The 13,658-nt window shown below is 35.6% G+C and carries 9 protein-coding genes and 1 pseudogene; 1 reads left to right on the top strand and 9 read right to left on the bottom strand.

Annotated features, from left to right (window positions below; genetic code table 11):
* Positions 1 to 73 precede the first annotated feature (73 nt).
* The 3 genes from yfmH to ACEWK1_RS04335 form a co-directional block, all read right to left on the bottom strand.
* Positions 74 to 1,363: an EF-P 5-aminopentanol modification-associated protein YfmH gene (gene yfmH, locus ACEWK1_RS04345; RefSeq protein ID WP_121661464.1), complete on the bottom strand. Its 1,290-nt coding sequence runs from the start codon at positions 1,361 to 1,363 to the stop codon at positions 74 to 76.
* Entirely contained in the window at positions 1,360 to 2,640 is a 1,281-nt protein-coding gene (yfmF, locus tag ACEWK1_RS04340) for an EF-P 5-aminopentanol modification-associated protein YfmF (RefSeq protein WP_212134608.1), read from the bottom strand. Before yfmF ends, yfmH begins: the two co-directional genes overlap by 4 nt.
* A 147-nt stretch (positions 2,641 to 2,787) precedes the next feature.
* Positions 2,788 to 4,017 carry an MFS transporter gene (locus ACEWK1_RS04335; RefSeq protein ID WP_212134606.1) on the bottom strand — a complete coding sequence of 410 codons (1,230 nt, stop codon included), beginning with the start codon at positions 4,015 to 4,017 and terminating at the stop codon, positions 2,788 to 2,790.
* 325 nt (positions 4,018 to 4,342) lie between these two features.
* On the opposite strand from ACEWK1_RS04335, the pseudogene ACEWK1_RS04330 reads away from it, so the two are divergent.
* A pseudogene (locus ACEWK1_RS04330) lies at positions 4,343 to 4,802 on the top strand (transposase); the annotation flags it as partial.
* A 180-nt stretch (positions 4,803 to 4,982) separates the two neighbouring features.
* On the opposite strand, the gene ACEWK1_RS04325 reads toward ACEWK1_RS04330, so the two are convergent.
* From ACEWK1_RS04325 to ACEWK1_RS04300, 6 genes are all read right to left on the bottom strand, one after another.
* A complete protein-coding gene (locus ACEWK1_RS04325; protein ID WP_373995115.1) occupies positions 4,983 to 5,936 on the bottom strand; it encodes an ABC transporter permease in 954 nt (317 codons plus the stop codon).
* 6 nt (positions 5,937 to 5,942) lie between these two features.
* Positions 5,943 to 6,989: an ABC transporter permease gene (locus tag ACEWK1_RS04320; protein ID WP_121661459.1), complete on the bottom strand. Its 1,047-nt coding sequence runs from the start codon at positions 6,987 to 6,989 to the stop codon at positions 5,943 to 5,945.
* Positions 6,986 to 8,515 (bottom strand): ABC transporter ATP-binding protein, encoded by a 1,530-nt coding sequence (locus ACEWK1_RS04315; protein ID WP_251393920.1) that lies wholly within the window; start codon positions 8,513 to 8,515, stop codon positions 6,986 to 6,988. The genes ACEWK1_RS04320 and ACEWK1_RS04315 overlap by 4 nt, the downstream gene beginning before the upstream one ends.
* A 334-nt stretch (positions 8,516 to 8,849) precedes the next feature.
* Positions 8,850 to 9,926 carry a BMP family lipoprotein gene (locus tag ACEWK1_RS04310; protein ID WP_121661457.1) on the bottom strand — a complete coding sequence of 359 codons (1,077 nt, stop codon included), beginning with the start codon at positions 9,924 to 9,926 and terminating at the stop codon, positions 8,850 to 8,852.
* A 199-nt stretch (positions 9,927 to 10,125) separates the two neighbouring features.
* Entirely contained in the window at positions 10,126 to 10,851 is a 726-nt protein-coding gene (locus ACEWK1_RS04305; protein WP_121661456.1) for a GntR family transcriptional regulator, read from the bottom strand.
* Positions 10,852 to 11,182: 331 nt separating this feature from the next.
* The gene (locus ACEWK1_RS04300) at positions 11,183 to 13,558 is read right to left on the bottom strand and encodes an FtsK/SpoIIIE family DNA translocase (RefSeq protein WP_251401731.1); all 2,376 of its coding nucleotides are present in this window, start codon (positions 13,556 to 13,558) and stop codon (positions 11,183 to 11,185) included.
* Positions 13,559 to 13,658: the final 100 nt, after the last annotated feature.

Genomic DNA, 13,658 nt, shown 5'->3' with positions numbered 1-13,658 from the left:
CTTCCTTTTAAAGGTATTACTGCTTCCCTATTATACTGAAAAAAGATCTGACTGAGTCAGACCTTTTCAATAATTATTTAGGCACCACTTGACATACTGAAAATAACTCTTCATCTACTGCTTCTTGTAATACGTTTGTCATATCTTCTTGAGTTAACGATTCTAACATTGGGACTACATCAAAAAGGTTCATCTCATTAAATGCATAACGTGTAAATTGATTGGCAATGTATTCAGGTGAATTAATGGCTCTCAGAAATGCCCCAATTTTTTTCTTTTTAGTTGCCTGGAATGTTGTGAAATCCACACCATCGTTTTTGGCACTAAATAATACTTGTTTAATTTTGTCTGCAAGAAGATCTGGATTTTCCGTATCTCCACCAATCATAGCAAACCCAAACCCTTTTTCTTCTGTATAATCATAGCTGAATGTGTCATCAATTAAGCCTTCTTTATATAATTCCTCGTAGTGCTTTGAACTTTTACTGAAGAGCATATCGAGAATTATATTCATAGAAAGCTCAAATTTCAACAGTTCTTTTCCCACTCGATTAGGATTTTTAGCTTTTAATCCAACTAAACATTTTGAGCTTTGAACATTCATCTTTAATTTCTCAATTTTTTTAAATACCCCAACTGGTTCATCTGGGAACTCCCTTTTTATTTCAGGTTGAGCTGTGAAATCTTTTTTATCTTGGTTCGTTCTAACTTGCTTTAATATTTCCTCTGGTTCAACAGCACCCACAACAAATAAGAGCATGTTACTTGGATGGTAGAAAGTATTATAACATTCATACAAGGAATCCTTCGTAATTTTAGCAATAGAATCAACTGTTCCGGCAATATCAATTCTAACAGGATGATTTTGATATAAATTTTGAATTAATCCAAAATATAAACGCCAATCAGGATTATCATCATACATATTTATTTCTTGACCGATAATTCCCTTTTCTTTTTCCACTGTTTTTTCTGAAAAGTAGGGCTCTTGAACAAAATCAATTAATGTTTCTAAGTTTTGTTCAACTGAGCTTGTGCTAGAAAATAAATATGCTGTTCGTGTAAAGGATGTGAAAGCATTTGCCGAAGCTCCTTGCTTACTAAACTGCTGGAATACATCTCCATCTTCTTTTTCAAATAATTTATGTTCAAGAAAATGAGCAATTCCATCTGGTACAGAAATCATCTCTTTTTCATTTAATGGTTCAAATCGATTATCAATTGATCCGTATTTTGTCGTAAAAGTGGCATAAGTTTTGTTAAAACCTTTTTTAGGTAACACATAGACATCAAGCCCATTTGACATTTTTTCGTAATATAATGATTCTTGTAATTGATCGAAGCGAATAGGATTTGTTGTCATGCCGTTCCCCCCATTCCTTTTAAGAAATAAATTGTATCTAGCTCAATCTTCTGAGCAACTATAGTTACCTCTTCTTTTGTTACCTTTTCAATGCCATTTAAATAGTCCTCAAATGATCGATTTATATTTGCGATAACGTTATGATAAACAATTTCAACTAAGCCATAAGCAGTATCAACAGTTTCTAGTAATTGATTTCGAATGACAGCCTTGGTTTGCTCAAACTCTTGTTCAGTGAAATCTCCGTTTTTCATTGCAGCCATCTGTTCTTTTATAATCGAAACTGCCTGATCATAGTTTTGAACTTCAATACCTGACATAACCATTAATAAACCTTTATGACTTTCTACCCTTGATGCTGCATAATAAGCTAAACTCGCTTTTTCGCGAACATTGATAAACAATTTTGAATGTGAAAAACCACCGAAAATACCATTAAAGACCTGCAGGGCATAGTAATCCTCATCTTTATACGTACTATTTGTTCGATAACCGATGTTTAACTTTCCTTGCTTTACATCCTGTTCTTCAATTACTTCTTTTTCTTTTATCTCTTTCGTAGTGTAAGGGGTTTGGACTACAGGTTGGCGGCTGTTGTCAAAAGTAAAATATTTATTCACATACCCTTCGACTTCGCCTTGATCAAGATCACCAACAACATACAAATCTATATGATCTGTCTGAATGCATTTTTGATAATATTCATACAAAGATTTTGCATCAATTTTATCAACATCTTTTGTTTCACCATTTACATGTAAAGCATATGGCTCATTTTTACACATTTCTTGTACAAGTCTTAAATTAGAATACCTCATTTTGTCATCATTCACAGATTGAATACGTTGCTTGAGGGTACGTTTTTCTTGGGAAACTATTTCATCCTGAAATGCTTCATTTTCTGTGACTGGTTGCAATAAAATTTCTGATAAAAATTTAATCCCTTGTTCTAATAATGGAGTAGCATCTGTTAGAAATTTTTCGTTTGCTATTTCCATTCGAAAAGAAATGATGTGATTTTCACCTTTTTTTGATAAATCAACATGCAGTGTTGCACCATAAAGTTCATCCAAATGCTGTCTTAAAACAGTGCTAGATGGGAAGTTTTTTGTCCCTCTTTGAAGTACATATGGTAATAGTGCTCTATATGTAACATCCTGTTCACTTAAAGGGGCTAATAACTTAAGGACAATCGTATTTGTTTTGAACTTTGATGTTGAGACTGTATGCAAAGATAGACCATTTACATCTGTTTGCTGTTCATGAAAATAAGACATGAAGACCCTCCTTTTTACTATTTTCAATTTGTTTGTAATTATATCAATACAAGGATAATAAAGGAAATAATACACTTTTAATTACTATCTTATCCTAACTCTTATCATAAAATTCTATACAAAAAGAGACCGAAGATTTCGGTCTCTTTAAGCCAATTTTGGCATTTGCTTTGGATCCTTTTCTAGATCCTTAACCTGGATAAAGAGTAACACAACCATAACTGCTATAACACTTGAACCAGCAGAGATGTAATAGACAAGATGTTCACTAACAGACATTAAATAAGAATAAACTGGAGGCCCTGCCGCAACACCAATAAATCTCATTGCACTATATATTGAGGTAATTGTCCCTCTTTCTTCTTTTTCAATACCCTCTGTAATTAAAGCATCTAAACTTGGTAGGGTAATCCCAATACCTATCCCAGTTAAAACTAAGAAAGAAATTAAAAACATCAAGGTGTGTTGTACTCTTAATGCAATAAATGAAATTGTAACTAATCCCATGCCAACGATAATAACGGTTTTCATTAGATTTTTACTTTGACCTATTTTCTTTCCAGATATGAAAGAACTAATCGATAAAGCCAGCAATGGAATAGCTAAAACTAACCCTTTTTTAACTCCATTAATGTTATATTGTTTTTCTAACATGTCCGACAAGAAAAACAAAATTCCAAATAGAACGAACATGATAATACATCCAACAGCAAAAATGGCAAAAAGCCATTTACCATTTTCAGCAAAAATACCTTTTACACAGTGGGCAAACTCCTTGACTGTTTGTACTTCTTTATCTTTTGTTTTTGGTACTTTTACAAGGAAGGCTACTAGCAAAACACTAACTAAACTAAAAAAAGGAATAAACCAAAACGGTAGGAACCATAAAAAGGCTGCAAGAGCTGCACCAATTATAGGACTCAACACCTTACCAGCAGTGTTTGCTGTTTCAGTTAACCCAAGGCCAGCACTTATTTCTTCATCACTTTTAAACATATCGCCTACTAGTGGCATAACAACTGGTGCCGCCCCTGCAGAACCAATTCCTTGAAGCACACGTCCTATTAAGATCCATATGTAAGGATCTTCAATTTTCCAAGAAGCCCATCCAGAAACCGCTCCACCTACCCCAGCAATAATTAAACATGGAACCATCACAATTTTTCGCCCAAACCGATCTGATAAGTATCCCGCTATTGGAATTAAAATAATCGCTACAATTGAATATACGGTAATAATCAAAGATACTTGAAAGGCACTAATATTTAATTTTTTTGAGATGAGAGGTAAAACAGGAATCAGCATTGAATTTCCTAATGTCATAACAAGAGGAACAGATGATAATGCAAGTAAATCAAGCTTCTTTGGTGCTCCCATATTTTCTTCACCTGTCTAAGATTATTTTGTTAACAAGTTCATTTTGCGTAATATTGGTCTAACATATACTGGAATTAAGTAACAGTTAGTTCAGCATGGTGTTCACAGTGTTTTTATTTTGGCTTGAGGTGAAAGGGGGCTGTTGATTTCCGTTTCAGGCGCTTCGCTTTCCGCGTGGCTGGCGGTGAGCCTCCTCGTCGCTAGCTCCTGCGGGGTCTCACCTGTCCAGCTGCTCCCGCAGGAGTCTGCGCGCCTTCCACTATACAATCAACAGAAACTTTAAACTTTATGTGCAGCAGTAATAAAATAATATGAGGTGATTTAGATGTTATCACAGAAGAGTTCAATCGCACGAGATCAATTAGAGATGGTTACCGTAGATCAGCTTGTTCCTTAAGATCATTTGGTCCGTAAGCTGGAAGCTGCCATAGACTTCTCTTTCATCTATGATCGAGTTAAGGATCTCTATTCGGAAGTGGGTCGCCCAAGCATTGATGCAGTTCTGTTAATCAAGCTCCCATTCATCCAATATATCTTTGGTATTCGCTCTATGCGTCAGACAATCAAGGAAACCCAGACCAATATGACATATCGTTGGTTCTTGGATTGGAATTCCGTGATTCTGTTCCTCACTTCTCCACCTTCAGGAAGAATTACGAACGCCATTTTGCAGAAAGGGAATTGTTCGAGGAGATCTTCATCGAAATCTTGGAAACAGCTATTAAAAAGAAGTTGTCAGCGGATCACATCTCATTAGCTCTACACACGTAAAGGCTAGTGCTAATGCTGGACAACCCTTCGAGGGCTTTAAAAATTGTCCATGCAGGCGATGCTATCTTAAAAGATAGCCAACTGGACATGAGAGGGTCCAGTAAAGCATAAAAACAGTCTATCCCGGGTGTCTTTTCTAATAAAAAAGCCAACTCAAAGACAAAAAGCTTCTCCAGTTTGGAGAAGCTTTTTTATTATCGTTTTCCCTTTTCATATGGTGTTCCTAATGCTTTAGGTGAATCAGCACGACCGATGAATCCTGTTAATGCCAGAATTGTTAAAACATAAGGAAGGATAAGTAAATAAACAGCTGGTATATCTTGTAAAAATGGGATTGTTCCACCTATAATACTCAAGCCTTGAGCCAGCCCAAAGAATAAAGCTGCTCCCATTGCTCCAAGTGGATGCCATTTTCCAAATATTACTGCTGCAAGTGCCATAAATCCTTGACCACTTATCGTCGCATGACTAAAGTCTCTAGAAATAATGGTAGCATAAACAGCACCACCTACACCGGCAAATGCACCACTTAATAGAACACCTATATACCTCATTCTAGTTACATTAATACCCATAGTATCTGCAGCCATTGGATGTTCTCCTACCGAACGTAAACGAAGTCCAAATGGTGTTTTAAAGATTACATACCAAACAATAATTGCAGTGAAAATGGCTAAATAAGAAGTTACATATCCACCTGAGAAAAATATTTTTCCAATAATCGGGATATCACTTAGTAACGGAACATCCATTTTGTTAAAACTAATATTGATTCGATCAGTTTGCCCTTTTTCATAAATATTTTTAACAAGGAATAATGTTAAACCAACCGCCAAGAAGTTAATTGCAACACCACTTACAACTTGATCTGCTTTAAATGTAATAGAAGCTACAGCATGTAGTAATGAAAAGATAGATGCAGCAACCATAGCGGCAACGATGGATAGCCACGGAGTAGCATTTCCAAATACTTCAGCGAACTGTAAATTAAATACAATTCCTACAAAAGCACCAATAACCATTAAACCTTCTAGACCGATATTAACAACACCTGAACGTTCACTAAAAACTCCTCCAAGTGCAGTGAAAATAAGTGGAGCCGCAACGAATAAAGCTGTTGGGATAATGATTTCTAAAGCTTGTAGTATGCTCACTTATTTCCCCTCCTTTTTAAAACGAAATAATATCCAACGGATAAAATAGCTAGAAGCAACGAAGAAGATAATAAGCGCAATAATGATTTCAACAAGCTCATTTGGAACACCAGCTTCAGAAGGCATATTTAACGCCCCAACTTTTAACCCGCCAAACAAAGCTCCTGATAGTATAATACCAATCGCTGCGTTCCCACCAATAAGTGCAACAGCAATACCATCAAATCCTATTCCGGTAAATCCATTTTTAACTGACACATATTCAAACGTTCCAAGACCTTCCATAGCACCGGCAACGCCCGCGAAAACACCTGATATGACCATAGATAGAACGATGTTACGACTAACATTCATACCAGAATAATGTGCTGCATCATGATTGAATCCTACAGCTCGTAGTTCAAAACCTTTGGTTGTTTTCTCAAGTAAAAACCACATAATAAAAGCACCGATTAAAGCAATAAAAATTCCATAATGCATACGTGAGTAATCTGTTATACTTTCAAAAAACTCAGAACGTAGTGATGCAGATGGGAATATTTTATCAGTGGAATCACTGTTATCAGTAATAACCTCTCTTATGAGATAATTCGTCACGTGAAGTGCAACATAGTTCATCATAATTGAAACGATTACTTCATGGACTTTAAATTTAGCCTTTAAAAACCCAGGAACAAAGGCCCATAATGCCCCCGCTAATCCAGCAGCGATAATAGCTAATGGGAGATGTATAATTGCCGGTAACTCAAACGCAACACCAACCCAAACTGCTGCTAACCAGCCAACAATTACTTGACCTTCAACACCAATGTTAAATAGTCCTGTTCTATAAGCAAAGGCAACAGCTAAACCAGTAAGAATATACGGTGTTAATTGTCTAACTGTTTCACCCATATAATAAGTGTCACCAAAAATCCCATACCATAATGCACTATAGCCAGCAATTGGATTGTATCCACTAACAAGCATGATAATTGCACCTGAGATTAATCCTAAGATGACCGCAATTACAGGAATTAATAAGTTCATATAACGATTTAAATTCATGACTGGTTACCTTCTTTCTGACGCTTACTTCCCGCCATAAGGAGTCCGAGTTCTTGCTCAGTTGTTTCTTTAGGATCCACGATATCAACGATTTGCCCTTCATAAATAACAGCAATTCGATCACTAACATTTATAATTTCATCCAGTTCAAAAGAAATTAGTAGTACTGCTTTCCCTTTATCACGCTGCTCAATTAGTCGGCTATGAATGAACTCAATCGCACCAACATCAAGACCTCGCGTAGGTTGAGCTGCAATCAATAAATCGGGATTACGATCAACCTCTCTCCCTATTATCGCTTTTTGTTGATTTCCGCCCGAAAGAGCTCTAGCAAGAGTTGAAGAACTTGGTGTTCTAACATCAAATTCCTTAATAAGTTCCTTTGCTTTATCATAAATGGACTTAAAGTTCAGTACACCACTTTTTGAAAATGGTTGCTTATAATATGATTGTAAAACCATGTTCTCACCAATTGGAAAGTCTAGCACGAGTCCATGTTTATGTCTGTCTTGTGGGATATGTCCAACCCCTGATTCAGTTATTTTTCTAGGATGATAATTTGTAATATCTTTGTTGTTAATTTTAATAGAACCAGAGCTGACTTTTCTTAATCCTGTTATAGCTTCAATTAATTCAGTTTGACCATTACCGTCTACACCTGCAACACCGACAATTTCACCAGCTCGTACAGATAAGTTCAATGAATTAACCATTGCAACTTGTCTATTATCCTTTACGATGAGATCATTAATAGTTAATACATCTTCCTTCGGTTTAGCAGGAGTTTTTTCAGTCTTAAAGGACACCTCACGCCCTACCATTAGGGAAGCTAACTCATTTGGATTTGTATCAGCAACATTAACTGTGCCAATTCCTTCACCTTTACGTATAACCGTAACCCGATCACAGACTTCCATAATCTCTTTTAACTTATGTGTAATTAAGATGATTGATTTTCCTTCTTTTATCAACGTCTTTAAGATTTGAATTAATTCTTTAATTTCTTGTGGAGTAAGTACTGCTGTCGGCTCATCAAAAATTAAGATTTCAGCGCCACGATATAGAGTTTTTAGAATTTCTACACGTTGCTGCATCCCTACGGATATATCAGATATTTTTGCCGACGGATCTACTGCTAAACCATATTTTTCAGATATCTCTTTAACCTGCTTTTCGGCATCTTTTATATTGATTGTCGTTCCTTTTTTAGGTTCATTTCCTAATATAATGTTTTCTGTAATAGAAAAAGTGTTGACCAACATAAAATGCTGGTGGACCATGCCGATCCCTAAATCATTCGCTATATTAGGATTGGTAATATCTACTTTTTTCCCTTTTACTTTTATCTCCCCTTTTTCAGGTTGATATAAGCCAAAAAGAACATTCATTAAAGTTGATTTTCCTGCACCATTTTCGCCTAATAAGGCATGAATTTCGCCTTTTTTCACTTGTAACGTAATATTATTATTTGCTACTATGCCAGGAAATTCCTTACGAATATTTAGCATTTCAATTACATATTCCAACTTGCTCACTCCTTTTTCCTGAACAACTTATGGTTCTCACGTTTCATTTTGCTAAAAACTAGCTGGTATGAAAATCACCAAATGCAAATCTACTAAACCTTTCATTATCTTGATGACATAATATAATTCATTAACTATAACCCTTTATCATTACTTTTATGTATAGGAAAGTCATCGATGTTCTTACAAAAAGGGAATCGAATGAATTGTTAGAATATTTGCATTTAATGATTTTCAGGAATAAGGGCTGACTTATATCTGTATAGAAACCCCAAATAATAATTATTGTTGGAGGAATCTAAAGGATTATCTAAGTCAGCCCTACCCCTATTCATTATTTTGTTGGTACTTCAATTTCACCATTAACAATTTTTTGTTCATACTCTTCTACTTTTGCCTTTACCTCTTCAGATAAATGCTCGTCACTCGGAGCAATACCAATTGCTTCCTCTTCAATACCATACTCAATTACTTGACCACCAGGGAACTCACCAGCTTTTGCTTTTTCAGCAAGGTCCTTAACAGCAACGTCTACACGTTTAACCATAGATGTAAGAGTAATATTGAATTCTTCACCATCTTTTGTTGTACCGTTACCTTCTTCATGTTGATCTTTATCTACCCCAATAACCCATAGTTCACGGTCTGGATCTTCTACTTTTAAGTCAATCGCTTCAGAAAATACACCATTACCAGTACCACCAGCAGCATGGTAAATAATATCAGCACCTAACCCATACATACTTGAAGCAATTTGCTTACCTTTTGCAGCATCCCCAAAAGAACCTGCGTATTGAACTTCAACAGTTGCATCAGGATTTACAGCTTTAACACCTTCAATAAATCCAACCTCAAACTTCTTGATAAGGTCACCCTCAACACCGCCAACGAAACCAATTTTGTTTGTTTTCGTTGTTAATCCAGCAACAACACCTACTAGGAATGATCCTTGATGTTCTTTGAATGTAATGCTTGCAACATTTGGTTGTTCTACAACACTATCAACAATTGCAAAGTGTGTATCTTTTTGTTGTTGTGCAATTTCATCTACAGCAGGTTGTAATAAATAACCAATACCATAAATTAAATCAAAGTTTTTACGAGCTAACGTATTTAAGTTAGTTGCATAATCTGCATCACTTTTTGATTGAAGGTAATCAAAGCCGTCAGTTCCTTTTTCTAAACCATTTTCTTCACCATATGCTTGAAGACCCTCCCAAGCAGATTGGTTAAATGATTTATCATCCACACCACCAATATCAGTTACCATCGCAACAGAAAAATTATCTTCTTTTGCTTCTCCGCCGCCTTCACCGCCAGCGCCTTCATTTTTGTCAGCACCACCACATCCTGCTAACAATGTTCCTGCAGCAAGAAAAAGTGATAATGCTAATCCATTTCTTTTCTTCATCATTAAAGCCCCCTAAAAAGTATTTTAAAATAACATAAAACCCAAACGTATAGCCTACCTTGGCCAACCACCTCCTTAAAGTAAAGAGCTATGTACTCTCATACATTTTAAACAACCTTTAGGAGTTAAGCACGATATAGCGGAGATTTCCTTACATACTTTATTATTGAAAAAGTATGTATCACTACCTATTCTTTACCTATAAACGTTTCCTTACTACATGAAAACTAAAATGGTCCGCTCTAAAATAGTTTAATGAGTATAGTACTGGTTGATCTTGATCATTAAAATGCATTTGTTTTAAAAGCAATAATGATGTTTCGGGATCACATTCTAATATTGGAGAAATCTTTTCATGATAACCAATTGGTTCAATATGTGTAACTGCGTAGCTTATGTAAATATTTGCTTTATCTTCAAGTAATTTAAGTAAAGATTCTTGTTCATGATCAAATGTGTCAGGCAGTACTTTAGTTGGGATTTTATCTAAACAATATACAACAGGCTCTCCGTTTGCGGTTCTTACCCGTTCAAGCAAAAATATTTCTTCTGTTTTTTCACATTTAAACCTTTTCACATCGTCTTCTGTTGCTCCAGTAATTGAAGATGATAAAAAAATAGTACCAGGCTTTAAACCAGCTTGTTCAATCGTAGCTGTGACACTATTTAATTGCTCAATACCTGAGGTAAATCTAGGTTTAGAATTCACAAAAGTACCTACACCATGTCTTCTAATGATAACGTTTTCTTCTTCAAGTGTTCGTAATGCCTCTCTTAAAGTCGCTCTACTTACACCAAGGCTTTTCGATAATTCAAATTCAGAAGGTAATTTTTCTCTTTCTCGATATGTACCATTTTCAATATCTTCTTTGATCTTATCAATCACTTGTAAATACAAATGCCGATTATCAGATTTTATGGTCATTGAAACGCGCCCCCAGTTATCCCCACTATATACAAGAGATCAGACATCAGATGTTATACACCTTAGTCTAACCGAAATTACTATATCATGTTTTATGCTATAAATAAATAGAAACTAGTAAAAATTGTCGAATAAGGAAAGGAATTCTTTCCTATCGTTTGTTTCTAAGGGTGAACTTATACCCATAATATGACTCTTCATACAATGCATTTATATCTTACTCTTTTTGTCACATTTTGTCGATGATTTTAATAGGTAAATAGCCAAACCAAAATAAAAAAACTAAACAGAAAACAACTTAGTTAAAGGTTGTCTCTGTTTAGTCATGATATTAAGAAGTAATGTCTTCATGTTTTTCTTTTGAAATAAGGACTTCTCGTGGTTTGCTTCCTTCATATGGTCCGACTATTCCTCGTTCTTCCATCGCATCTATTAATCTTGCAGCCCTTGTATATCCAACACGAAATCGCCTTTGAAGCATAGATACAGAGGCTGTTTGCATATCAACAACAAGTTGGACAGCTTCATCAAACAATTCATCATCAACTTCACTAGTTGTTTCCACAACCTCAGTTGGAATCATTTCTTCCTGATATTGAGCTTTTTGTTGGGCAATAACAAAGTTAACTGTTTGTTCTACCTCTTCATCGGATAAAAATGCACCTTGTACCCGAACTGGTTTAGAGGCTCCAACAGGTAGGAAGAGCATGTCCCCTCTTCCAAGTAGCTTTTCAGCTCCTCCCATATCTAATATGGTTCTTGAATCTGTCATGGAGGAGACACTAAAGGCAATACGAGAAGGGATATTTGCCTTAATAACACCTGTAATAACATCAACTGATGGACGCTGTGTCGCTATAATTAAATGGATTCCAGCTGCACGTGCCATTTGCGAAAGTCTCGTTATAGAATCTTCTACATCAGAAGATGCTACCATCATTAAGTCTGCAAGCTCATCAACAATGACAACAATATATGGGAGTTCCGGTTGCTTTGCTTCCTCCTCACGGTTATTTCTTTTGATCACTTCATTATAACCTTCTATGTTTCTTGTACCTGTATGAGAAAAAAGTTCGTACCTTCTTTCCATTTCATTAACAACTTTTTTCAATGCCTGTGATGCTTTCTTGGGATCTGTTACAACTGGTGCAAGCAAGTGTGGTACTCCGTTATACACATTTAATTCAACCATTTTTGGATCAATCATCATCAATTTTACTTCATGTGGTTTTGCTCTCATTAAAATACTAGTAATGATCCCATTAATGCAAACACTCTTTCCGCTTCCTGTAGCACCTGCAACTAAAAGATGGGGCATTTTGTTTAGTTCCGCTAAAACCGCATCACCTGAGATATCTCTTCCTAGGCCTATTAATAGTCTAGCATCTGGTCGGTCATTTGCTTTTGATTCTAACACTTCTCTTAATGAAACCATTGCGATTTCCGAATTAGGTACTTCTATACCAACTGCTGATTTACCCGGGATTGGAGCTTCTATTCGAATATCTTTTGCTGCTAATGCTAACGCAAGATCATCACTTAAGTTAACAATTTTGCTAACCTTTACTCCGACATCCGGATAAACCTCGTATTTGGTAACCGCAGGTCCTAAATGAACTTGTGTCACTTTAGCTTTTACACCAAAGCTTTGAAACGTTTTTTCAAGTTTTCTTGCATTTTCATAAATGTTTTTCTTATCTGCCTGCTGTGAATTTTGTTTTGGAGCTTTTAACAAATCAAGTGGTGGTAGCTTATAATCTTTATTTTCTACTTCAACAAATGATATCGTTTGAAGTGCCTCATTTACCTCACTAGATTCATCAGATGATGGTTGTTGCTTTTCATGATCTGCTTTTCTTTCTTTAGGCTCGAAAGAAGGTTGTTCTTGTTCTTCCATCGTATGTATAATCATTTCTTGCTGACCATTCTCTGTGTCAGAAAAGCTTGATATGATAGGTTGAAGTACATCTTCTTCATCCTCTAAATCTTCATCGATTATTTCATCATCTGAATCTTTTTTCTCTTTCTTCTTCTTTTTAGGCTTTTGCTTCTTTTGCTTTTTTAGGGCCTTGGGTAGATTTTTCATATCTTCTAAAAAGCCAATAGTTTGGTTCTTGATAAATCCACCAATAGGAAGAAGAATCTTCGCTAGTGTAGCTTGAAGGGATTTTCCAGTAATCAAAAGAACTCCAATTACAATTAAGACAATTGCAATAATTTTTGATCCAGCCTCTGCAAATAAATAATAAGAGGCAGCAAACAATACTGCTCCAATTATTCCCCCGCCTAAATCAACAGTACTTGCTTCACCTTTTACTTCCATCCAAAATAGCTCAAGAGTATTTGAAATCACACTTGGTGAAGCGAAGGTACCATTATGTGAAAGCATCTTAAATAATGTTACATGACTTAATAATAACAATGATGCTGTTACACAATATATTCCTATCATTTGTCTGCTAAATAAAGTTGGTATCTGCCGCTTCCATATAAGGAACAGTGAAAACAGGACAATTCCAATAAGGAAGAGCATGTACCATTCGCCACTAAAAAATCGAAATAAATGAACGAATGTTGTTCCCACAAATCCAAGCTTTGAAATTGTAATAAGAGCAATTGCTAAAATGATTAAGCCTGCCAACTCAAATTTTAGGGTCTTCTTCCAATCATCCTTTGACTGTTTTTGTCTTCTTTTTCGTTTTGCCATCTTTTATCACCTTTGTTTCTTTCGAGTATGTAATGATATGAGTAAAATGAATGCAGCCAAAGGCATAATACACAGTTATTTGTTATTTAAATTACAATGA

The sequence above is a fragment of the Metabacillus sp. YM-086 genome, from assembly GCF_048059995.1.
GTDB lineage: Bacteria > Bacillota > Bacilli > Bacillales > Bacillaceae > Metabacillus > Metabacillus litoralis_B.
This window is presented reverse-complemented; position numbering and strand designations above follow the sequence as displayed.